The 24,200-nt window shown below is 45.7% G+C and carries 16 protein-coding genes and 2 pseudogenes; 10 read left to right on the top strand and 8 right to left on the bottom strand.

Annotated elements, in window-relative coordinates; genetic code table 11:
• The first annotated feature begins 150 nt into the window (after positions 1 to 150).
• On the top strand, positions 151 to 1,359 hold the full coding sequence (lamB, locus tag ACED45_RS15165) for a maltoporin LamB (RefSeq protein WP_048660984.1): 1,209 nt from the start codon (positions 151 to 153) through the stop codon (positions 1,357 to 1,359).
• A 162-nt stretch (positions 1,360 to 1,521) separates the two neighbouring features.
• On the top strand, positions 1,522 to 2,352 hold the full coding sequence (locus ACED45_RS15160) for a MalM family protein (protein ID WP_371714377.1): 831 nt from the start codon (positions 1,522 to 1,524) through the stop codon (positions 2,350 to 2,352).
• 348 nt (positions 2,353 to 2,700) lie between these two features.
• On the opposite strand, the gene pulA is transcribed toward ACED45_RS15160, so the two are convergent.
• Positions 2,701 to 6,414, bottom strand: a complete 3,714-nt coding sequence (gene pulA, locus ACED45_RS15155) for a pullulanase-type alpha-1,6-glucosidase (protein WP_371714376.1) — start codon at positions 6,412 to 6,414, stop codon at positions 2,701 to 2,703.
• A 377-nt stretch (positions 6,415 to 6,791) separates the two neighbouring features.
• Between pulA and ACED45_RS15150 the strand changes: the two genes are divergently transcribed.
• Positions 6,792 to 7,181, top strand: a complete 390-nt coding sequence (locus ACED45_RS15150) for a DUF1294 domain-containing protein (RefSeq protein ID WP_371714375.1) — start codon at positions 6,792 to 6,794, stop codon at positions 7,179 to 7,181.
• A 55-nt stretch (positions 7,182 to 7,236) separates the two neighbouring features.
• Here the strand turns inward: ACED45_RS15150 and ACED45_RS15145 are convergent, their stop codons facing one another.
• Entirely contained in the window at positions 7,237 to 7,821 is a 585-nt protein-coding gene (locus ACED45_RS15145; RefSeq protein WP_086714841.1) for a LysE family translocator, read from the bottom strand.
• A 141-nt stretch (positions 7,822 to 7,962) separates the two neighbouring features.
• Between ACED45_RS15145 and ACED45_RS15140 the strand changes: the two genes are divergently transcribed.
• Both ACED45_RS15140 and ACED45_RS15135 read left to right on the top strand, forming a co-directional pair.
• Positions 7,963 to 8,403, top strand: coding sequence for an Lrp/AsnC family transcriptional regulator (locus ACED45_RS15140; protein WP_009845852.1), 441 nt, complete (start codon positions 7,963 to 7,965; stop codon positions 8,401 to 8,403).
• A gap of 26 nt (positions 8,404 to 8,429) precedes the next feature.
• Positions 8,430 to 9,359, top strand: a complete 930-nt coding sequence (locus ACED45_RS15135) for a LysR family transcriptional regulator (RefSeq protein ID WP_371714374.1) — start codon at positions 8,430 to 8,432, stop codon at positions 9,357 to 9,359.
• A gap of 143 nt (positions 9,360 to 9,502) precedes the next feature.
• Here ACED45_RS15135 and ACED45_RS15130 read toward each other — a convergent pair whose 3' ends face one another.
• The 5 genes and pseudogenes from ACED45_RS15130 to dsrO all read right to left on the bottom strand — a co-directional run bounded on the left by ACED45_RS15130 (position 9,503) and on the right by dsrO (position 16,732).
• Positions 9,503 to 10,564, bottom strand: a complete 1,062-nt coding sequence (locus ACED45_RS15130) for a c-type cytochrome (RefSeq protein ID WP_371714373.1) — start codon at positions 10,562 to 10,564, stop codon at positions 9,503 to 9,505.
• 9 nt (positions 10,565 to 10,573) lie between these two features.
• Positions 10,574 to 11,215, bottom strand: a complete 642-nt coding sequence (locus ACED45_RS15125) for a c-type cytochrome (RefSeq protein ID WP_371714372.1) — start codon at positions 11,213 to 11,215, stop codon at positions 10,574 to 10,576.
• 456 nt (positions 11,216 to 11,671) lie between these two features.
• A complete protein-coding gene (locus tag ACED45_RS15120; protein WP_371714371.1) occupies positions 11,672 to 14,764 on the bottom strand; it encodes a tetrathionate reductase subunit A in 3,093 nt (1,030 codons plus the stop codon).
• A gap of 14 nt (positions 14,765 to 14,778) precedes the next feature.
• Positions 14,779 to 15,899 (bottom strand): annotated as a pseudogene (gene nrfD / locus ACED45_RS15115) (NrfD/PsrC family molybdoenzyme membrane anchor subunit).
• A complete protein-coding gene (gene dsrO / locus ACED45_RS15110; RefSeq protein ID WP_371714370.1) occupies positions 15,896 to 16,732 on the bottom strand; it encodes a sulfate reduction electron transfer complex DsrMKJOP subunit DsrO in 837 nt (278 codons plus the stop codon). The pseudogene nrfD and the gene dsrO overlap by 4 nt, the downstream one beginning before the upstream one ends.
• 203 nt (positions 16,733 to 16,935) lie before the next feature.
• Here dsrO and ACED45_RS15105 point away from each other — a divergent pair, with 203 nt between their 5' ends.
• The 3 genes from ACED45_RS15105 (at position 16,936) to ACED45_RS15095 (ending at position 20,945) form a co-directional block, all read left to right on the top strand.
• Positions 16,936 to 18,813, top strand: coding sequence for a sensor histidine kinase (locus ACED45_RS15105; protein ID WP_371714369.1), 1,878 nt, complete (start codon positions 16,936 to 16,938; stop codon positions 18,811 to 18,813).
• A gap of 11 nt (positions 18,814 to 18,824) precedes the next feature.
• Positions 18,825 to 19,427, top strand: coding sequence for a response regulator transcription factor (locus ACED45_RS15100; RefSeq protein ID WP_146491018.1), 603 nt, complete (start codon positions 18,825 to 18,827; stop codon positions 19,425 to 19,427).
• A 306-nt stretch (positions 19,428 to 19,733) separates the two neighbouring features.
• On the top strand, positions 19,734 to 20,945 hold the full coding sequence (locus ACED45_RS15095) for a tetratricopeptide repeat protein (protein WP_285953934.1): 1,212 nt from the start codon (positions 19,734 to 19,736) through the stop codon (positions 20,943 to 20,945).
• 191 nt (positions 20,946 to 21,136) lie between these two features.
• On the opposite strand, the gene sstT is transcribed toward ACED45_RS15095, so the two are convergent.
• Complete coding sequence (gene sstT, locus ACED45_RS15090; protein WP_017108934.1) at positions 21,137 to 22,351, bottom strand: serine/threonine transporter SstT; 1,215 nt, start codon at positions 22,349 to 22,351, stop codon at positions 21,137 to 21,139.
• Between the two features lie 637 nt (positions 22,352 to 22,988).
• On the opposite strand from sstT, the gene ACED45_RS15085 reads away from it, so the two are divergent.
• Together ACED45_RS15085 and ACED45_RS15080 are read left to right on the top strand one after the other, a co-directional pair.
• Positions 22,989 to 23,309 (top strand): hypothetical protein, encoded by a 321-nt coding sequence (locus ACED45_RS15085; protein WP_017072398.1) that lies wholly within the window; start codon positions 22,989 to 22,991, stop codon positions 23,307 to 23,309.
• Positions 23,310 to 24,146, top strand: a pseudogene (locus ACED45_RS15080) (HlyD family secretion protein); the annotation flags it as partial.
• Positions 24,147 to 24,200 lie beyond the last annotated feature (54 nt).

Raw genomic sequence — 24,200 nt, 5'->3', positions numbered from 1 at the left:
TTGTCATCCCCTCTTAATATTGACCCCGTTGAAACGAATCAGGGGAAACCCTAAACCTCTCTATCTTACGACTACCATTACTGCCTTTGGTTGCCGCAAGAGAGCAAAAATATAAAAACCTAAAATAAATCGTCCTTAATGGAGTTAAGAATGAAAAAAGTAAGTTTGATTGCTGCAGCAGTGGCAACTACATTAGCTGCTGGCTCTGCGTTCGCTGTAGATTTTAATGGCTACATGCGTGCTGGTACTGGTATTAGCGGAAATGATGGTGGTGACGTTTCATTCATGAAGAATGGTATTGGCCGTCTAGGTAATGAAAACGACAACTACTCTGAGTTTGGCTTGGCTGAAGAACTAAAAACTGGTGAGCAAACTTGGCGTTTAGAGTCAATGATTGCTTCTGGTGCTGATGGCGCAAATGGTTGGGAAGACGGTGACTTTAACGTTGCTCAGTTTGCGGTTAAAGCAAAAGGCGTTCTATCTTTCGATGAAGAAGCGACTCTTTGGGCTGGTAAAACATACTACCAACGTAAAGATATTCACATCACTGACTTCTACTTCCTAAATACATCAGGTACTGGTGGTGGTATTGAAAATATTTCAGTTGGTAACCAAAAACTTTCTTTAGCAATTATTCAAGATGGCGAAGATGAGAACGGTGCTGGTTACATGGCTGATGCTCGCCTAGCGAATATCGGTTTATGGGAAGATGCTAGTTTAGAGCTTGGTGTTGTTTACAACTTCGGTACTGAAAACAAGAATGGCAAATACGATGGTGATGATGGTCTACTTGCTACAGGTATTATCCACCAAAACATGAGCAATGGTTTTAACCAAACAGTTGTTCAGCTAGGTACTGCTGGTTACGGCGTTCAAATGGCTAACTTCTGGGGTTCTGGTGCTTACTATGATCGCTCTGGTGCTCAAGATGATGGTTTTGGTTACCGTATTCTTAACTGGGGTGTAATGAACCTAGGCGAATCTTGGGAAATGGGTCACCAACTTGCATACCTAGCAGGTTCAGACCTAGGTGTTGATAAGCATGATTCAAGCCAATACTCTATCGTGGCTCGTCCAATGTATAAGTGGAACGACACAATGCGTACTATCTTCGAAGCTGGCTATAACGCTGGTGAAGTAGACAACGTTGACTTTGGTGGCGCTAAATTTACTGTTGCTCAAGCATGGGCAATGGGTGACAGCTTCTGGGCTCGTCCTGAAATCCGTGTATACGGTAGCTACCTAATGGATCTAGAAAACGATTCATTCGGTGAAGTGAAAGATGAAAACGGTGTTGTTACTGGTCAAGGCGCAGACAACGACTTCGTTGTTGGTATCCAAGTTGAAGCTTGGTGGTAAGCGACTTAGCTTAAAATCCTAAACTGTCCTAATTCATAGCCGGCTTGCGTCGGCTATTTTTTTAAGGAATGTACGATTAAGTTGATCGTTCCCTAGGTGAATAGTTCTCTTTGTGGTAATTAAAGTTAGTAAATTTCTTAAAAAAATAAAAAAGGAAGGGTTATGTATTTTAAAGCTCTGATGTTGAGTGGCTGTGTTGCATTGGCCGGTTGCCAATCTGCACAAGTAGTCGAGCAAGTGCAAGTGGCACAGGCTGAACAAGTTAACTCGATTACTGGTCTTCAATTTGCCCCGATGAAGCTGCCAAGCTCGGCAGTTTTTGATGTGACACCAAATAGCCAAGTATTAAACTATCAAGGAATAAATAGCCCTGTAGTAGCGATTGAACTGCCTGCAGATCGCGGTGAGTACTCGATTAATATCACGAGCATTATCGGCGATACAGCGTTTGTTCCTAATGCGGTTATCTATGACGAAAACGGTAGTGAGCTAGAGCGTTACGGTAAAGAGAGTTTCGAGTACGCTAAACCAAGACTACACTTGGGGAACCGTCTCGTTGCTGAGAACGATTTTTACCCACCGACAACAGCAAAATCAGTTTATTTAGTTATCTATACAGATCAAGCTGATATTGGTGATTTTACTGATGTGATCCATCCTGCTCGTTTAGATGCGGAAGGTCGTGGTAACTATTTACCTGAAGTGAAAGATATCCCGATTCCAAATGCTAACGTTGGTAAGATAGAAGTAACAATCGATAAAGCGAGCTTCTTTTCTATTGGTTCATCGAGCAGCGAATCTAACGCTAAACCAGCCGCTGCGACTAAGATCGATACCATTCAACCTGAAACGCAAACCTACTATCACAATGCGATTCAAACGGCTGTAACTGAAGACAATATTCCTAAAGCTCTGAGCTTATTAGATGAAGCAAAAGCACTAGGTATTGAAGGCGCGCAAGAAGTATTTGTAAAAGCCGTCAATAAAAAGTAGTCGAATAGTTTGTAAATACTGATTGATATAAAGAGAAGGGCTCCTAGTAGGGAGCCTTTTTTATTGATTGTAATAAATTAAAAGTAATACTCATGTTAACCAGAATATTTGAATGTAAATAATCTCAGGCTTACACATAATAACCAAGAACCAAGAACCAAGAACCAAGAACCAAGAACTTAGGCGGTTTGTTTATCTCTTAACATTTATGTTAATCAAGGTCAGGGAAGGAGGGGACGTGTTGGGATTGGTGTTTGTTGAGCACAAAAAAAGGGAGACTGAGGTCTCCCAAAAGGCTAGCTTGCGCTGGTTTTATTATCTGTTTATTAGAATCGTAAGTTTTAAGGCTTAATTCTTGGTTACTGAAACGACCGCTTTTTCTACATTGTCATCCAGCTCATTAATCGCATTCAGAGTGAAGGTGTAGGTGCCAGCTTCTGCTACGCTTAGTTGGCAGTTACCATCACTACCTAGGTTGATTGACCCATTAGCAAGTTCAACGGAGTCACAACCAAAGTTAGGTGTTTTCCAGTCAGCATCTGCAAACTTGAAGCCATAGTTACCCGCTTCCAAGCTACCTGTTACTGAATAAACGCCGTTACTTACAAAGCTCATTGCCCAAGCATCAGTTGCGCCCCTGCCATTCATGTCGCCTCGAACGTAAACTGTTGTTTGGCCGTATGGTGGGATGCTAGACACATCTTTATCAGAGTTATCAACCGGCAGACCGACACCTTGTGCATCGCCTTGAGCTTGTACAAATACAGCTGTTGTTAGTGCAGGGACTGTGAAGGTCTCAGCGGCGAAGCTTGCACCTTTCACTGTATCATCAGCAGAGTTTTGTTGAACGTCATGAAGCGCAAATCCTGTCGCTCCTGTGATTTTGAACGATTGAGTTTCATTCGTTGAGTTTACAACTGCCACAATCGCATCATTTGCAGGGTCAAGGTCTTTGCCCGTAGACACACCATCATCGATAGACATGACAATCAAGCCTTCGACTTGATCTTCGCCAACGTTACGGAAATCGACTCGCTTCATGACTTCGTCTGCAGTGTCTAAGCGGAACAGTTCACTTGAGCTACGGATTTTTAATAGCTCTAGGAATTGCTGTTTAGTCAGTTCAATGTCGTCTTCGTCTGGTTTAGCCGCTGGGTCAGCAATGATAGTCTTGATCAGATCCCAGTTCGCACCATCTTTGTCTTCACGTGGTAATCCAACGTTCCAGTTGTTATCAGTACCGTCAAACATTACGCGGTTGTACCAGTCACCTGAATCGTAAGAATCACGCTGCATAGACTTTGAACGTAGCAGTTCAGAACCCATATGGATGAATGGTATGCCTTGGCCTAACATCACGGTAGAGAGCGATACAGACTGCATGCGAGCACGCTCTGCAGAGCTAGTACCAGTGGCGATTTTGTATGCGTTGTTATCCCAAAGCGTTTGGTTATCGTGTTTTGAAACGTAAGAGATGTTCTCTGAAGGCATCTTGGTGTAACCAGCTGGAGCACCGTTGTAATCAACGTTTTTACCCAGTTTTGTATCGCCTTTGTAATCAATCAGTACGTATTCTGCGAGGTTACCTGCCATACCCAAACGAACAAGGTCTTGGTTATGTAAACGACCATTGATCGAATCTTGATCAACTTTGGTTTCTTCGTTGGCAATCGCTGCATTACCAAAGCCTTGGTTAAAGCGAAGTGGGTGGTTGCCTTCTGAATCGACGCCACCATCAAATGGGCTACCGCCACGAACTGCATCACGCAAACGGTCTGAGAATGTGCCGATCTCTGTACCCGCCATGTTTACTTGGTTCGCTTGATCGAAGCGTGCATTGTTAGCTACTTCACCAAAGTCCCACCCTTCACCGTAGAACAGTGTGTTCTCGTCGATTTTACGAACTTCAGCAAGAGCTTCTACCATTACGTCTTTTGGTTGGTGACCCATTAAGTCAAAACGGAAACCATCCACCTTGTAGTCGTCAGCCCACACCTTAAGTGAGTCGACCATTAACTTACCCATCATTAGGTTTTCGGTCGCAGTGTTGTCACAACAGGTCGAGTTTTCCACGCCACCTGTGTTCACATTAAGACGGTGGTAGTACCCAGGGACAATCTTATCCAGTACCGACTTATCGTTCACACCAGACGCATTGGTGTGGTTGTATACCACGTCCATGATCAGCTTGAGATCCATGTCGTGCGTGGCTTTCACCATTTGACGGAATTCTAGAATACGTTGAGAACCATTAGGATCGGTCGCGTAGCTGCCCTCTGGCACAGTGTAGTGGAATGGGTCGTAGCCCCAGTTGAAACTATCTAGCATACGCAGATCGTTCATTAGAGCTTGGGCATCGCCGGTTGAAGAGTTATAGCTGTTGAGTACCGTTTCGATGGTTTTGTTTTCATCTTCGGTGCCACATAAAGTCGCCGTTGGTTTTACGTTACAGAGTTTGCCTACGGTGTCGGTGATATCCACGCGGCTCGCGTCATCTTCATTGATGGTGGCGATATCGAATGCAGGTAAGATATGAAGCGTAGTTAAACCGGCATCTTTCAGAGCTTTCAAGTGTTTTACTGACTCACGATCGGCTTCTGTTAGCGCTAGGTACTTGCCGTTTAAGCTTGCTGTACCTAACTTATCACTGAAGCTAAAGTCACGAAGGTGTGATTCGTACAGTACGTGGTCTTCGTCTTTCTTCACCGTTGGGCGCTTATACCCAGCCCAACCTTGTGGCATCAGCGCTGCTTCATCAAGGTCAATCACTTGAGAGTATGCTGAATTCTTCGACAAGCCGAGTGAGTATGGGTCGGTCACAAGGCGAGTTTCGATATTGCCTGTGGTTGGGTGGTAGACCTTCACTTGGTAACGGTAATAACTATTCACGGCGTTAGAAATTGAATCCGTTGCCCAAATGCCTGTTTCCAAGCTTTCCGTCATTGGGATCACTTTTGAACTTTGTCGGTCTTCGCTGTAGAGGACGAGTTCAACATCTTGCGCGGTAGGAGCCCAAAGTTTGAAGGTCGTCGTGCTGCCTTCCACAATCGCCCCCAGTGTTTCTCCGATTGCGTTACCCGTCTCTTTGTTGGCAAATACAGCATCAAGTACGCCGGGCTTTTGAACTTCAGTAGAAGAGATAACGTCGCCATTCACATTATACGCAACAACAATGATCTGAGATTTCAAAATGGTGCGCAGCGTGCTGTCGTCAACATCGATTGATAAAGCGGGTAGGCTTGCTAGGTGACGGAAACGTTCTTTTAATGCAGAGGATAGCTTGCCATCTTTCTTGAGTTCAACGGCCAGCCCTCCGACGATCGCCTTATCATCGTTTATCGTGATGCTGTTATCGAGTGCGTAGAACAACTTGAGAGAATCGGCACCGTCTGCTGCTTCCCAAGCGATTGTGTTTGAGTCCAACCAATGTGCCTTCTGGCCATCAATCTTAACTGGCCGTTCTGAAATCGGTTCGTAGTACAGCGCGCTGCTGCCATGGAAACCGAATACAGATTGAGATTGACTCAGTTTGGTGAGATCAATTTTCGAGTTGGCGCTGCCAAACGCCTTATCGCCGCCATTATGCAAGATGAAGTTGATGCACTTATGAGGGTCGGATGCATCTGGATCGACTTTCAACACGTAGTAGGCGCCATAGGTATCATTGATGCCCTTGAATTCATAAGGTACATCCCAGTCAGTCCCATTGTTACCTAGTCCCATGCCGACTAAGTCAGTGCTCGTACAACCTTCGCCATTCCAAAGGTGAAGCCCCCAGCCGTCGTAGGTCGATCCAGAAGCGCGAGCCGCTGCAACATCACGTTTGTAATAAATAACAACTTCGTTTTCAGCGGCTTTATATAGACTATTGCTGTCAGAGTTTGTTTTGCTAGTGTCGTTTCCACAGCCTGCTACCAAGGTCGCGGTGACGATAGGCAATATCGCCTTGGCTAAAGCTGAACGTTTGAAGCTGTTTGTTTGCGCAATATTGAAGCTCTTTGTTTTTGCAATCTTCAAGGCACTTTGTAGAATCTCGTGTTTATTGGTATTTATTTCGTTCACGTTTTGATATCCATATTTTTTACGAAGATGAATATCCTAGGCTTAACGATGCTCCACTATTTGTGACGCTTATGTATTAAGTTATTTTTAATCCGTAAAAATAGGAAACCTAGTGTCGATATCACGGATTGTGGTGGTTAACGCGCTTTTTTATTGGTTCAATAGCTCATAAAATACAGTTGGTTAGCCATAGGCGTAGAAGATAGGAGTAGTCGCTAGGGGTGATAACTACGCCTTATTTATGTGAGCTTAGTGGCACTTCACTCGCTGGTTGTTTTTCCTATCAAAAAAAGTTTGTACTCATTCGTCTCAAATAGCCTTAGTGAGTCTTTAATGTGGAATGGTGACGCTATGTTGTTCATTATCCAAAGGAGTTGATGTTGTCTTCATCTATTCAAATCGCTATCACTTATTTGGTTGTGGTGGCGGTATCTGCGTTGTTTGCGGAAAGCTCTAAAGTGCTGTTGGCGTGGTATTTAGTTATCGGTGTGGTGACGTTTTTTGTGTACGCAAAAGACAAGCGAGCCGCGATTAATGGTAATTGGCGCGTGCCAGAGAAAACCTTGCACATCTTTTCTGTTGTTGGTGGTTGGTTAGGCGCTTTGATCGCACAAGATAAGCTGCGTCATAAAACACAAAAACAGCCTTTCAGAGCGATCTATTGGCTAACCGTAGTAATCAATGTAGCGGCGTTTGTCTGGACGTTAACGCCGAGCGGGCAGACGATGTTTGGTCGTTGGCTTAGTGAACTTGTGGGTTATTTATAAAGAGAATAACGGTTAGCACCGGAGTACCAACCGTTAAAATACAGAAGTTATTCGACTAGAGCATCGGAATGGTCGATGCTAGAAGCAAGCCAGCCATACCGTAGTTGAAGCTTTTAATGCGGACTGGTGTTGTTAGCCAGTGTTGTAGTTGCTTGCCTGCTGCCGTCCAGAAGGTCACAGATGGTAAGTTGGCTAGCGTGAAAATGGCTGCGATGATTGCAAGCTCCCACCATGAGCTGCCACTGCTATAAACAGAAATAGCTGTCAGTGCCATTGACCAACCTTTCGGGTTAACCCATTGAAAACTTGCCGCGCCAATGAAGGTCATCGGTTTATAAGCTTCAGTGCTTTTCGCTTTTCCACTCTTGGCTATTTTAATTGCGAGGTACACCAAGTACGCAAGGCTCAGGTATTTCAATACTTGGTGAGTTACCGGATAGGCGTTGAAAATCCCCATTAACCCAAAGCCAACCAACAGCAACATAGCCGCAAAACCTAAAGCAATGCCAAGCATGTGTGGAATGGTACGGGCAAAGCCAACATTTGCTCCTGATGTCATGAGCATGATGTTATTTGGACCTGGTGTGAAGGTCGAGACAAACGCAAACAAGGCAAGTGCGCTAAGTTGTTCTAAAGGCATTATGGTTCTCCAGCAGTAAAATGAACGAAGTGACTGACCGGTCATGACTTTCACGTGTTGAGAAACATAGTAGGTGGAAAGTGAGGCAATTATGTGCTTTTATTTCCTCAATTATCACTTAATGCACAATAATAAGTACTTATGGATAGATTTGACGAAAGGATATTGCAAGAGCTTAAATTGGACGGCAGAATCTCCAATATTGAGCTTTCTGAACGAATTGGTTTGTCGGCTTCAGCGACCTTAAGGCGAGTACAAGATCTCGAGCGTAAAGGGATCATTCAAGGTTACCGTGCAGTTCTGGATAATGGCCTGATGGGCGTTGGCTTTATTGCTTACGTTTCGATTGGTTTATCGAGCCACAGCAAAGCGGCTCAACTAGAGTTTGAACAGCATGTCAGTATGGAAAAAGAGGTGGTGGAGTGCCACAACATTACCGGTGCCAACGAGTACTTGCTAAGGGTAGAAACCAAAGATCTACCGGGCTATAAGAAGTTTCATGCCGATGTGCTTGGGGAATGTGCTCAGGTGCAATCTATTACGACTATGGTTGTGATGGATACCCCTAAAGACGAACGCTAGTCGAGTTTTATTTCAGGAGAGGCGCAGTGCCAAATACCAATCAGTTGTTATTGTTCTTAGATGTGGTTCAACAAGGGTCGTTTACCAAAGCGGCAACCTTGCACGATATGGACAACTCATCACTCTCTAAACAGATCAAAAAGCTCGAGCAAGATTTAGGTGTTCAGCTGCTTAACCGCTCTACACGCTCGTTTTCGTTGACGTCGGCCGGGGAAGATATTCTCGCACAAACCTATGTGCTGAAAGACACTATCAATCAGATCCAAGGAATTGCAGATTCATACCAGTCTGAACCCAAAGGTGTGCTACGAATTACTTCACCGATCTATTTTGGGCAGCAATATTTGCAACCTATCATCACTCAGTTCATGAGAAAGTACCCAGATGTTCAGATCGTACTTTCACTAGACGATAAGATCGCCAATATCATTGCAGGGCAGTTTGATATCGCGTTTCGCTTCAGTAAGCTTGTTGAATCGAATTTGATTGCGAAGAAGATTGCCGACAGTAATTTCATGTTGGTCGCGTCAAACGATTTTGTGAAGCAGCACGGTGAACCGAAAACGCCACAAGATCTACTCGCTCTACCTGCGGTGATTTATACCAATGGTGATATGACGGTCGACCATCTGCGCATTAGTGAAGAGCCGGGAGGTAATACCTTCCAGAGCCTAACGATTCGTGGCAACTATAAGGTGAGTGATGTTCGTACTATGGTGTCTTGTGTGAAAGATGGTCTAGGTTATGGCTTCCTTGATCAATCAAACCTGTATGCCTCAATGAAAGAACTTGGCTTGGTCACTTTACTGCCGGATTATCCGATCTCTAAGATTGATACCGCAATCTACGCTGTCTATCCGCACCGTAAGCAAACCAAACTAGTCAAAGAATTCATCACTACGGTTCAAGACTATATTGGCTCTCCGACCATTTGGGAAAAGATGCAGCAAGATTAGCTGAATCTCTAATCGTTCAAACATAAAAAAGGAGCCAGATCGTCACACGATCTGGCTCCTTTTTAATTGTTCCGGCTATCACTGATTTACAATGTAAAGCTTAGCTATAGCTGGCGTGAACGGCTCATATTCACTAATACCTATTAATGCTCATGAATCACATCTTTACCACTCGGATAAGCTTTGGTACCTAGTACATGACCATCAACTTCTTTGCCATAGTAACCTTGGTGATTGTGGTAGCGCTTAGCATTGCTAGCAACATCACCCTTGTATCGAGGATCTTGTGGGCGTTCATGACTATTCACAAATGCAGCCACATCCCATGCATCTTGAATCGAAAGTTGCTGGCTCTTTCCAAGCGGCATGTTTTCATAGATGAAATAGGCAGCGGTGTTCACCCGGTGCATACCCGCGCCCCAGTTATACGCGTTTTCGCCCCACAATGGTGGAAAGTATGAACGTCCGTCAGCCCCTTTAATACCTTCACCATTTTGACCATGACAGGTTTGGCAGTTGGTTTGGTAAACCTTTTCACCACGCGCTATCGATGGCTCTTGTTCAGGATTATCAATCTTAGGATAGCCACGCCCTGCCAACTTACTGCGGCCATCGATTGGGTATTTGCTTAACAGCTCTTCAGGGAGAGGGAAGCTTTCCGCTTTACCACCGACTTGTAAGTCGGCATCGCTAATCTCAGGAACGGGTGTATCTTGCATGCCGTTCTTGTCTAAGATGCCGCCCATCGCCAGCCAGTATGAATACGCCGTCAGTGCGACCATCTCTTTTGAACCCTCAGCCGGTGGCAGACCATTCATTGAGTAGGTGAAGCAACCTTGGATACGTTCTGCGTAGCTGTTGACCTTGTCGTTTTTCTTACGATAAGCCGGATAGGCCATGTACGCACCCCAAAGTGGCGCTGCATTGGGCTTCATGCCTGCTTGCATGTGGCAGTTAACACAGTTTTGCTCGTTGCCAACGTATTCACCGCGCATCTGTTGTGAGTCAACAAACAGTGAGTAGCCCAATTTTACTTTGTCGCCAAATTCTCCTGCTGGGATATCCACTAAGTCGCGTGGCACAAGGTACTTGTTGTCTTTCACTTTTTCGACGGCTGGCAGTTCGGTTTGACGATCAGGTAATTCACCGTCGGCATAAGCGAGTCCAGAGGCAAGGGTTGCGGTGATTAAAAGTAGTGTTTTCATGCTAGCCCTTTAGTATCGAAAAGATGCGAAGTAGTAAGACAGGTTTTTGATCTCATCGTCGGTCAATTTGCCTGCGATGTTGCCCATCATGTTCAAATCATCACCCTTGCGAGTGCCGTTTTTCCATGCCTTAAGCTGAGATTGAATGTAGTCGGCATGTTGGCTCGCAAGGCGTGGAAATTTGTCTACACCCATTCCGCTTGGCCCATGGCAGGTAGCACATGCTGGAATGTTTCGGTCCCAATCGCCTTGGAATACCAGCTTACGATACGGGTTCTCGATATCCGCTTGTGAGCCGCGCTGCTCTAAATCTGTGAATTCGTATGAAGGTAGTGAGGCAAAGTATTCAGCAACTTCGCGACGAATAGCAGGATCAGACACGCCATCGGCCATGCCTTTCATGATTGCGCTTTGACGCTCTCCACTAGAAAATAGAATCAATTGATGTTCTAGGTAGTCAGCATTCAGCCCAGCAAGCATAGGGGCTATGTTAGGCATACCTTTCCCGTCAGCTTGATGGCACCCGCTACAGGTTTCTGCGGCTTCGGGCATAGGGTTAGGCGCTGCTTGTGCAAAACTGGATAAAGAAAGGCTTCCTAAAGCAGAGATGCAAAGCGTGAGAGTTTGAGTTTTTATATTCAGCTTAATCATGAGGCGTCGCTATTGGTTGTGATGCACGCATTTTCGACATAATTGGTTGTTCGCGCTATTGTGGATTTCCACATTAATTCACTTGGAACTTGAGGTAAGCCTCACATTAATAACCTCGATCACCATGGTGGTATTAATGTGGATTTCAATAGGCGAATCCAGCTGCCGTTAACGAAGTGCAAGGGAACTGCCATGTTCGCCTCGGTGTGACTGCTTGTTAAGGCTCTTTATGGCACCGATTGTATAAGCATAGTGACTTTATGGAGACTGGCTAAAAATTGTGGCGTAGTGAAGACTGACTGACTGACTGACTGACTGACTGATTGCTTGGGGTAGGGCTGCCGTTCGAAAAACAGAGCAACCTCGAAGGACGAAGTTGCTCTGTTGTGTTCCTAGTTACGAATGAGTAGGGACATGGTTGGATAAGTGCTTAAGTGAGATCTTACGGAGTTTAAATTAAACTTTGTAGATCTTCGCAGGAAGCGCCTGTCTTGCCGCTGCGCCCACAACCCAATCCAACATGACGCCTTTACCTTCTCTCGTTGGGTCAATTAAGCCAATATCATTGATGTTAACGCCATCGTTGGACTTCATCTTCACTGGTTGCTGTGTTTTACCAATCCAGTGCGCACGTTCGCCGAGTTCTTTATGGCCAAAGCCATGTTCAAAGCCTAATGTGCCCGGCTTGATGCCATCAATCACCATCGCCAACGCTTTTGTGGTTGCGCTCGGTGTTTCGATCGCAAATACGTCACCTGTTTTTATGCCCGCTGAAGAGGCGTCTTGCGGGTGAATGTACACTGGGTTCACGCCTTTGATGGACTCCAAGCGTGGTGACAGGTTAGACACCGCACTGTGAATGTTGGACTTAAAGTTAGTCAGGGTAAATGGCCACTCTTTTGCTGGGAACTGCTCTGCCAGTGGCGTGCCGTCTGCCAGTTTTTGTGGATACCATGTTGGGCAACCCATGTACTGCTCGCCACTGATGGTGTTGCGAGAGGTGCCAAGCTTTTCATTCCAAATAGCCAGTGGCTTGGTCCATTTGTACTTCATGGTTTCGTTGGTGTAGGCATTGGTAGCGTCTTCAAAACGACCACCGCGCGCAAAGATGTACGCCACTTTTAACATCTCTTCAGGCTTAAGTGTTTTGTTCATCACAGGAACAAGGCGCTCAAGACCAGACCAAACAATGTCTTCTGCATCCACATTCGACACGCCGCCTTTGGCAAATGCTAAGTTCGCCGCAGAGCGAAGGTAGAAGTCTTCTGCACTGTGGATACCGTGCCAATTGCCTTGGCTGTCTTTGATTGCATCATCACCAAAGCCGCCCAGCTCGAGTGTTTTCGCCAGATCAATAAAGAAGTTCTCTAGATTGATGGCACGACCGTCTTGAGTGCGAGAGGTTTTAGGTTCAACAATCGGCCAACGAGCAGTGATCGCTTTAGTTGCAACGCCGTGCCATGGTGTCGCCATGCCCCAACTCTCGTAGGTTACCGTGTCAGGCACGAGATAATCTGATAGTGCTGTGGTTTCATTAATGAAGGCATCGATAGAGACGATCAAACCCAGTTGCTTTGGATCTTTAAGTTTCTCGCCTAATAGGTTGTCTAACCCCGGAACGCCATAAAGTGGGTTCGCCATGTGGTTGATCCACGCTTTTGCACGATATGGGTAGCCATCAATCGCCGCTGACAAATGCTCGGTTAGCAGCGGCGCAGAGATTGGGTACCAAGGCGCGCGAGTTGGGTAGGGTGACTCACCGGCTGCAACGCGACGTTTGTATTCGCTGGTTTTTTGGTACGGGAACTTGCTGCGAGACAAGAACACACCTTGCGGCTTCGTCTTACCCTTGAACTTGGTAAAGTCGTAACGAGGGCCTGCAACAGAAGTCGGGTAGCCACCCGCTTTCGCCATCGCGCCGCCTTTCGCGTTGATGTTACCGATCAGAGCGTTCAACATCAGAATAGAGAATGAGTTGTAGAAGCCGTTGGTGTGCATGTTGCCACCGTGAGTATCGACGACGGCTTTTGTCCCGTAACTGGTGAAGCGTTTTGCTAACGCAATGATCTGATCTTGTGGGATTTCACACTGCTCGCTGTAGTAAGCAAGGTCAAATTTGAAGGCTTCTTCTTTCAATCTTTGTAGAGAAGATTTAACGCGAACAGCCTGACCATCGATTTCTACATCTTGATCGACGAACAGAGCCGCCTCATCGACCTGAATGTTTGATGTTAATCGTGACGTTGTCATATCTAGTGTGATAAATGCATCATCGTCAGACATCGGTTCGCCTGTTTCTAGCAAGCCAATATCCGATGTGCGAAGCATACGTCCGTTTTGTGGGTGCGTTTCGTCGCTGATCACTAGGTGAGACGCATTACACCAGTGTGTGGTGCCGGCTTTTTGCATTGCTTGCGCGCTTGGGCGAGACAAGAAGTCGTGATTGTAGCGTTGGTTTTCGATGATCCATTGGATCATGCCTAGTACTAATGCTGAATCGGTGCCCGGTTTGATTGGAAGCCAGTTGTTGCGATCGCCTGCCGCAAGGCTTGAAGAACCTGCAGGAAGGCTAGGCGTCACTATGGTGTAGCTGAGTTTTCCGTTGGTACGAGCCTCAGCAAGTTGTCGTGCTTGACGCTTAAACGGGTTACCTGCTTGAGCCGGAGACATGCCGATGAAAAGAATGAATTCCGCATTGTTGAAGTCGGGTTTTAAGTGCGAGAATTTGTCCAAGTCATTCATGATCGCGCCAGAACCTGCACGGAATGCGTAGCCACAGTAAGAGCCGTGGTGACCGAAGTTTCGTGTACCATAGCTGTTGAATGCAAAGCGCTTCAAGATGTCATCACGGCCTTCATTACCGGCATTAGTCACCAACAATTGGTTGGCTTTGGGACCGTATTCAGGGTTGTTTGGATCAAGTGGTGTTTCGATATCGCGAATCGATCGTAAGCCTTCCACTTCGCCTTCACCGAACAAGTCACCACCTTCGGTGATCTCAGTGATTAGTTGCTCGTAGCTGATCGGTTCCCACTTGCCTTCACCACGCTTACCGACACGTTTGAGCGGTTGAGTGATTCGGTATGGGCTGTTTTGAATCTCTAACATGCCGTTACCACGGGCGCAGGCTGTCGAACGATTATTGATACCGGATTCTCCAGACAAGCCAATGTAGGCGTCTTTTACCGGTGTTTTGAACGGGATTTGCTGATCACTTGATAGCGGATGGTAGGGATTGCCCGAGATACGCAAAATTTCGTCATTGCGATTATCGATACGTACACGCAAGCCACACAGTGTCCAGCAACCGAAACACATTGATGGTGCTACGCGCTGATTTGGATTCGGCGAGATCTTACCTTGTTCATCGACACTGTATTCCGTCTCTAGCGAATTACCGTGGTGGATGTGGTTGGTTTTCTTACCCGCGGTGCCATCAATAGCACCGTGAACCATGTGTTTTGTGGTTGTCGCATAACCTGCAGCAAAAGCTCCAACACCACCGGCAGCAAGGCCTGTTTTCAAAAATTGACGACGTTTGTTATCCATGATGATTCCTCAGACTACAAGCTATGTGAGCGGTTAAGTGGTGACGATGTTTTTGAGCTGATTTAGCTGATATTGTTTTTGTCGATACGATTTCAGAGGCGAACAACGCAAGTGCTAACCAAAGACCACACATACCCACAATGCCAAGTAGACCTGAGCTAGCCATTGGTAATTCATAAGGAAATGGGCCCACATCGAAACGTGGAATGGTTTGAACTTCCATCATAGTGACCCAGCGTACCGCCCATGCTGAAACCATGGTCGCAAGCGCGACAAGGATGACGCCAAGCTTGCTTTGCGATAGACGCTGCAGCGGAAGAACCAAGAGCATGCACAGCAAAATGCTGGTGGTCATGATGCCTAAATTAATGCCCCAAGCGTCGTTCTCATACAGGTTGAAGTGACCATGGTTAGATGCCCAAATTGACGTAAGAATGATGGCAAGGCCGCCCGTTAACGTAATGGTTCTTTGTACCAGTGCGAGGTCTGTCGATTTTAAGCTAGGCTTGGTTGAAGGCAGCAGAGCCCAAATCAACAACGTTAAACCTGTTGCAGCAAAGAATGCGGTCGTAAACCAAAGCAGCGGAGAGGCCGGTTGATGCCAAAGCGGGCGACTTGCCAAAATTGCAATCTCGGCACCTGTGTAAAGCGCGATACTTAAGCCAGAAATAGCCGTCGCAGCAGCGAGTGCAATCATCAGTTTTGTTGAAACCTGCCATTGACCTAGGGTTAGCCAAGACAAACGTTTTAGAAGTGGGTTTTCACTCTCTTTAAGTTGTGCGATGTCATCACGCAAGTAAACCCAAGCCGTCGCGATAGCCAGACCAGAGAACAGAGGGAGAAACAGAGAACCTAGAGACATCCACGACCAAGGCGTGATGTGAGCGTAGAAGTGCCACGCCCGTCCAGGTTGGTGTAAGTCACCAGTAAGGGCTAATGGTCCAACAATCGCGCCGATGGCCATCACAAGCACAAGGGCTGCACGAAATTGATGACTGGTTGAATTTTTAAATATCAGGGCAATCAAAAACAGAATCGCAGCCGCGTAAGCCGAACCTATGTAGAAGAAATACTGAACCGCCCACGGTAGCCAAGCGATCTCTTGAGCGGGAACTAACACCTCAGTGATATTCATGCTGTCTCTCCTTGTTTGCTTTGTGTCGCGATTGCCAATTCTTGTTCGCTAGAGGATGAGTTATCGATGGCGGCTGGATCATAAATCGCAGGTTGCCCTTCAATGTGGCTAACGAATCGCTCGTTCATGCCGATATAGAAAACATGTGGGTTGGTATTCTGCTCTGGTTTAAGCACCTTGATGTCGTCTTGGTTTTCATTGAGCAGGCGGTTAATTTTGCTGTTTGGATCTTTTAGGTCGCCAATGACACGCGCGCCACCGACACAGGTTTCTACACAAGCGGGTAGCAAGCCGTCTTCAAAGCGGTGTGCACAGAAGGTACATTTGTCGGCGGTCAGTGTGTCGTTATTAATAAAACGAGCATCGTAAGGGCAGGCTTGAACGCAATAAGCACAGGCTACGCAGCGTTCGTTATCGACCATCACAATGCCGTCTTCACGTTGGAAAGTGGCTTGAACAGGGCAAACCTTGATGCAAGGTGCGTTGTCGCAGTGGTTACACAGGCGAGGCAGCATGAATGATTTCACCTCTTGTTGAGCCGTCGAACCATCATCAAGGGAGACTTCATACTGTTTTACTGTGGTTCTGAACTGGCCAATTGGAGCTTGGTTTTCAACGCTACAGCCAACAGTACATGCCTGACAGCCTACGCATTTACGCAAATCAATCGCCATGGCGTAGCGTTTGCCTACTTCGCCTTTGCGGTCAGGTTGGTTGTTATTGCGAATGGCTGTGCTTGCGACTGCGGTGTTGATTCCGGTAATGGGAATGAGCGCAGCACCGGCGGAAACTTTGCCGAACTGGCTGAGAAACCGTCTTTTCAATGAGTCCATATTGGTACCTATAAATGGGTATTGGTTCTGTTGAGCTCATTGTCAGATTTTGACCCTACACGGGGTATTGTGGATTTCCACATTCCCAGATCAAAGTTGATCTAGAACAAATGTGGTTTTCGCTATCTAGCTGTTATGCTTTATTTAAAAGTGCTTCAACGCATTGAGAAATCATTGAATAGGTAACCCGATTGAATAAAGAGATGTCCGTGACTGTTCGCAACTTCACTACATTCATCAGTACGTGCTGGCTGAGTTTGAGTGCAGGTATTTGTTTCGCTGCTCAAACGGAACCGGTTTCGGTAGCGACAAATACGATTGAATCAGACCAGACGATTGAAGTGGGTGTTTTAGCCATCAGGGGCAAACTTGCAGCGCAACAACGCTGGCAACCAACGATGGACTGGTTGTCTGAGCGTATCCCGGGAAAACACTTTGTTCTCAAGCCCTTTAACTTGGAAGAGATGGCCGAAGCGGTAAAGAAGGTCGAGGTCGATTTTGTAATCACTAATCCAGGTCAGGCGGTTCGTTTAGGTCGTCAGTATGATCTCTCTTGGATGGCAACCATGACCAGTCATAATTACGACGCTCAAGGTGTGAGTAGCACGCGTAGTATCGGTTCTGCATTGGTGGTCAGAAGGATGTCACCGTATATCTCGTTTGAACAACTGAGCGGAAAGCCGATTGCCGCGGTTTCTGAAAATGCGTTTGGTGGCTACCTGACTATGCGTTACCAAGTAATGCAACAAGGGCTCAACCCCAATCACTTTTTCTCTAATACTCAGTTCTTAGGTTTCCCTATTGATGCCAGCTTGTATCAACTGCGTGAAGGGAACATTGAAGCTGCGGTGGTGCCTGCGTGTTTGGTCGAGAGCATGATCAGCGAAGGTTTGCTGGTGGCTAGTCAATATCGTGTTATCGACAATCAAGCACCAGAAGGGCTCCGATGTCAGGTGTCTACGCCGTTGTACCCTAACTGGTCGTTTGCCAAAACAGAGCGAGCGTCTTCGGCACTGGCGAAACAAATGAGTCAGGTGTTATTTGCGGTGCCAAAAAGCAGTGCGCCAGCCATTGCAGCGAATGCATCGGGTTGGACTTCACCGACAAGCCTGCTGTCGATCGATAAGCTATACCAACAACTCGACATGCATCCACTGCAACAACCTTGGTGGAAAGAAGCGTTAATCTGGCTTAAATACAATCAACAGTGGGCTTGGGCGTTCTTTATTTTTGCCGTGTTACTGAATGCTTACCACTTCTGGTTAGAATACAAATTCAGCCGCAGTAAAAAACAGTTAGAAGCGACGCTACACAAGCTGAAAAGTAAGAGTGAACAACTAGAGCACTCACAACGTATCGCGGTAGTTGGTGAACTGGGAAGTAGCTTGGCACACGAGATTAATCAGCCTCTGGCAGCCATTCGGAATTATAGCGAAGGTGGTTTACTGCGGATTTCGAAGAACAAACCGCTGACTGACATAGAGCCTGTATTTGAGAAGATACAGTCTCAAGTGGACCGTGCTGATGCGATCATCCAGCGCCTAAGAAACATGATCAAAAAACGCTCATCAGATAAATCTCAAATTGATATAGAAGTGCTTCTTACAGATACCATCGAGCTACTGCAATTTCGATTAGAGAAACACAAGATAACCATTGAACGTTATGTCGCGGGTAAACCTATTAAGCTACATGTTGACCCTGTCGGATTGCAGCAGGTGGTTGTAAATTTGATCAACAATGCGACTGATGCGTGTAATGCTCAGATGCATCGCGAACAAAGCGCTACGTCTGATATTGGTAACAAAAACAACGAACCATCGACAATTAAAGTGATTACCGAGTATCAACCGGATAAAATGATGTTGTCGATTATCGACAACGGCACGGGCTTAGATTTCACTGCACAAGAAGTGACTCAAGCTTTTGTGAGCAGCAAAGAAAACGGCTTGGGGTTAGGGCTCGCGATTTGCCAAGATGTCATTGAAGATCACAGTGGGCAAATGACGATCACGTCACTTACCCCACATGGATGTCATGTTGCGGTGACACTGCCTTTCTCTCTTTCACGTGATTCATAAGGAATCTTGTTATGTCTGAACTTCATCAAAGGCTTCCTGTTTATGTGGTTGATGACGATGAGTCGATGCGCGACTCGTTGGTGTTCCTATTAGAAGAGCATGATTTCACCGTGTCAGCTTTTGAAGATGGCCCGAGTTTTTTGGACTCAGTAGATTTGAGTGCACCGGGGTGTGTGGTTTTAGACAGTCGAATGCCAGAGATGAGAGGGCAGCAAGTTCATGAGTTTATGGTGAAAGCGCAGAGCCCACTGTCGGTGATTTACCTGACGGGCCATGGTGATGTGCCAATGGCGGTTGAAGCCCTACAAGCTGGCGCGGTTAACTTCTTTCAAAAGCCTGTCAAAGGTAATGAGTTAGCCGAGGCAATCAAACAAGGTTTGGACGCTTCTGAAAAGCACTTACAAATGAATGTGTATCGCCAAGCGTACGCATCGTTAACCGAGCGTGAGATAGACATCCTCAAACAAATTATCGACGGCAAGCGTAACCAGAAAATTGCTGATGAATTGTGCATCGCCATGAGAACTGTGGAAGTACACCGAGCGAGTTTGATGAAGAAGTTTTCTGCGAAAACAGTTGCTGAGCTAGCATACATTTATGGGCAGCTTACCTAAGCATAGATGTAAGGTATTAGGGATGGGGAATCATTACTTTTACCACTGATTCTCTGATGACAGGTGGTCTTCATCAGTAATCGATATTGAAGCAAGATCACACCATTTATGGAGTGCATAAGGATGGGTCTTAGGAGGCTTTTTATCGCTATGTATTCCTGAGATACTGAACTAAGTTCATTTTAGGGCGGAACGTTTTAATAACGGCGCGTTTCCCTGTAATTTGAAACATTCACTATAGGTTGATAACTCCTCGATACCGAGGCTGATATCAGCCGAGTTAGGTTAAAATATTTTATGAGTACAATGGGAATCGCAATTGGTGCGACGGCTCTTTCGTTAATACTTGTCGCGGTGTGGCTGATCTCTTTATCGCTAAGAAAGCAGCGCTTGGAACAAGAACGTAAGGCTCGTGCTGTCGCTTACCGAAAAGCGATTGAAAAAGCGCGCATACAAGAGCAAAAAGAGCGTCACTTTAAAGCCGAAACTGGGCATGTACCGTCGATTCTGTATTTGGCGAAAGAAGCTGAACGTAACAATATTAAGGAAGCTCTGTATTGGTACGACAAAGCGGCGCAACTCGATAATATCAATGGCATGTACGGCATTGTACGCCTAAGCATGAAGCGCAAAGAAGACCTGATTTTAAGAGAGAAAGCCAACTTTTGGCAGCTAGCAATCTCTGCTTTAGACAATGACGTATCGGCGAAATTCGAGATGGGTAAAGCGCTCGTCTTTGGTCGTGGAACCGATAAGAACATCCCTAAAGGCTATACCTATATCGAAGAGTCTGCGGCTGGTGGTAATACCGAAGCGATGTTGTTTATCGGTGACTGGTGTCTAGATAAAGAAAATCCAGATTATTCTGCTGAGAGCTCTGTTGAGTGGTACCAAAAAGCCGCCGAAAAAAATAACCTAGACGGCAAGATCAAACTGGGTATGAGCTATTTGAACGGTGTGGGTGTTGAGCCTAACCATGGCGAGGCTGTTTACTGGTTTGAGACGGCTGCAGAAAAGAACAGTGCAGAAGCTATGTTTAGAGCGGGCGAAGCATGGATCGACCATGGCGAACACGGTAATGCCATAGCTTATATCTGGTTATTCCTCTCAGCTCATTTTGGTTACTCAGAAGCAAAGCATTTAAGGGATAAGGTCGGCGGGGAGCTTGGTGTGGATGCCGTCGTGGGCTTGCAGGCTCTGACTAAGCCGATAATGACTAAGCTGACACAAGAAGCAATCACTAAGCACTCAATAATTAAAGCGCTCAATAAGCTCTACAAACGCAATGTACCTGTTCCTAAGAAAGTGAAAGAAGTGCTCGATGAAGAAGGTAACGAGTTGAATGTAGATACGAGTCGCATAGAGACTCAAGCGCCTAGTGAGCAAGAGACTAACGTTGATTATAGCCAACAGGTGAATATCGAGCAGGTACCAACAGATAAACAAGCTAGTCAGAATAGTGGTTCTCTAGACTTTAGTCAGTCTGCGGTTGACTCTAGTTGGAACAGAAACCAGTAAGTTGTGCTCATTAGCTGTGTACGATTCTCTATGGAGCAACTTGCGATTAGTCGACATATAGCTTTAACTCTAATCGAGAAACTCAAGGCAACAAAAAGGGAAGCTGATGCTTCCCTTTTTATTTATGTGCTATTTGCTGTTAGAGCTTAGAGCTTAGAGCCAAAGGCTAAAGCTAATACCTAAGAGCTTAATTAAGCTTTGTTTTGCTCAGCTTTACATACAGCCGCAGTGAACACGACGTCTGTTGAGCTGTTAAGCGCTGTTTCAGCTGAATCTTGAATCACACCGATAATGAAACCAACCGCTACAACCTGCATCGCTACATCGTTTGAGATACCGAATAGGCCACATGCTAGTGGGATAAGCAGTAGTGAACCGCCTGCAACACCTGATGCGCCACATGCAGATACAGCAGCAACAAGGCTTAGTAGGATTGCAGTGAAGATATCAATCTCAATACCCATTGTGTGTACAGCAGCAAGTGTTAACACAGTGATGGTGATTGCAGCACCCGCCATGTTGATCGTTGCGCCGAGAGGGATTGATACAGAGTAAGTATCTTCATCTAGTTCTAGCTTCTTACAAAGGTTCATGTTCACTGGGATGTTTGCAGCGCTTGAACGAGTGAAGAATGCCGTTACACCAGACTCACGAATACATTGTAGTACAAGTGGGTATGGGTTCTGTTTTGTTTTCACAAAGACAAGCAGAGGGTTAACCACAAGTGCGATGATCAGCATTGAGCTTAGAAGAACTGCTAGCAGTTGACCGTAGCTTGCCAGTGCATCGAAGCCTGTTGTTGCGAACGTAGTCGAAACAAGACCGAAGATACCGAATGGTGCAAGACGGATAATGAAGCGAACAATGTGTGAAACACTGTGGCTTAGGTCTTCGAAAACCGCTTTGGTTGTTGCAGATGCGTGGTGCAGTGCAAGGCCAAGACCGATTGCCCAAGCAAGAATACCGATGTAGTTCGCGTTCATTAGCGCGCTAACTGGGTTATCGACAAGCTTGAATAGAAGGGTATGAAGAACTTCAGCAATACCTTGAGGAGGGTTCGCACCTTCAGCACCAGCAACCAGAGTCAACGTGGTTGGGAACATGAAGCTCAATACTACTGCTGTTAGTGCAGCAGAGAACGTACCAATCAGGTAAAGCACAATGATTGGACGCATATGAGTATGCTGACCTTTCTTTTGGTTTGCGATAGAAGCTGCTACAAGAATGAAGACTAAAATTGGGGCTACAGCTTTCAGCGCACCAACAAACAGACTACCTAGTAGACCTGCATCTTGAGCAGCTGATGGAGAAACCATGGCGAGAACGACACCGAAAACAATACCAGCAAGGATCTGTAGAACGAGATTTCCACGAGCGATGCGGGCGAACATGTTGTGATTTTGCATAAAATACCTGCAATTGTTAATTTATTATAGTGATGTATCTTTTTATAAAGTTGTACCAAATCCAACTATACACTAGTGGAATGGGCGGTCATATTAGCGGGATCTAAGAAGGTGTCTAGGAATAGTTTACTTTTAGGGTGATTGTTTGCGCCATGTGGTGCTTTTGGAGCTAAATGTTAAATCTTTGTGCTTTTGTTGAGGTATAAGTCTGCTGAATAATGTTCCATTGGCTTAATGTTCTAGTATTTATGGTGTGTAAACCATTACTGATAAAAACATTGTGTTCGGAAATAGCTGCCTAAACTTGTATAGGTAAAAAAAGCCACTTCAACAGACATCATAGACATCACCTGCTTTGCTTAATCTACGTTGGTGCATGACTTGCCATGTTTTGTCTTCATCTAATCTTTCTATCAGCATTCCCACCTACTTAAGCAGCGTTAGCTGTGAATTTCATCAGCTCTCCTTAATAGCGTCAGGCTACTGAACTTAATACCTTGCTACTTTGATATACCGCACACCTTATCTGGTAATTTATATCAACATGTTATTTTATATGACGTAATTCATCTAAAATTTCCGTTGTAAGTGGGTGGCATATATCCTGTGTTGGTCTTAATTCACAAGAGTATGAGCAATGAGTTTAATCAGTATCCCTTATGTAGAGACCTCTGCAGATACCGTTTTACATATAGCAGCCGCTATCGTGCTGATCAGCACCATAGCGGCTGGCCTGTTCGGTTTTTGGAAGCTTCACGAGATCCCTATTCAAAAGGCTCATAAGACTGACCACCATCAGATAGGGTTGATTACCGCGCTCACTTGGATTGGCTTCATTTGGCACTGGGTGTGGGTGCTCGCCATTATCATTGCGTTTGTAGATTTTGAAAAAGCCATTATCCGACTGCGTGATTTATGGAATTCTCCGGCTCAAGTTAATCAATCAGAGGATGTCTAAATGTTAGAAGGTTTAGCGGTTTGGTGTTTGTTCATCTATTTATTAAGACTTGTTGGCATGCCTTGGAACACAGGGACTAAAGCATTCGCTTATCTAGGAGGGAGTGGTTGGTTGTTATTTGTGTGGGTAGGATTAATTAACTATACACCAATGGATTTGTCGGGAGGCTCTGTGGTGCAGTCTCCTCACATTCAGCTTCGCCCAACCTCAACCAATGTCTCGGGCAAGGTCGATCAGATTTATATCACCCCGAACCAACGCATTGAGAAAGGGCAGTTAATCTATGAGATTGAAAACGAGCCTTATCAAATTGCTTATGAACAAGCGAAGATTTCGCGCGACTCGGCAAACGTAGCGGTTAGCACTGCGGCTGAAGAAGTAAAAATCGCTGAATCCAGCTATCAGGCAGCGTTACATGATTTTGAAATGACACAAAGTGAGCTTTCAGCTGCTCAGTCAAATAGAGACTTACAGAAAAGAACGTTGAAGCGTTATCTTGAACAAAACCGAGTCGTGCGTAATACGATCACTGAAAGCATGATTGATAACCAGCAAACGGTCGCCGATTCTGCTGTGTACACTGTGGCCAAGCTTGAGTCACAGCTGAGCAAAAAGAAATCTGATGTAGAGAAAGCCAAGCTACAAATAACCAAAGCGGAACTCTCGGTTGAATCCCGTCAGTCAGACTTTAACGAAACAATTCAGAAGGTGAATAAAGCAAAATGGGATCTTGATAGCACCAAGATTTATGCACCCGCTGATGGCTTTGTGACTAACTTTATTCTTCGTGAAGGTCAGCTTGTTTCTAGAGTTCCACGATTGCAGATGTACACCAACCCCCTCTGGCAGGATAGTTGTCACTGTTAAAATTTAACCAGTTTGGGCGATAAA

It is taken from the genome of Vibrio crassostreae, from assembly GCF_041439375.1.
Taxonomy (GTDB): Bacteria; Pseudomonadota; Gammaproteobacteria; order Enterobacterales; family Vibrionaceae; genus Vibrio; species Vibrio crassostreae_D.
Note: the sequence above shows the minus strand (reverse complement) of the source record. Positions and strands in the feature narration are given on the sequence as shown.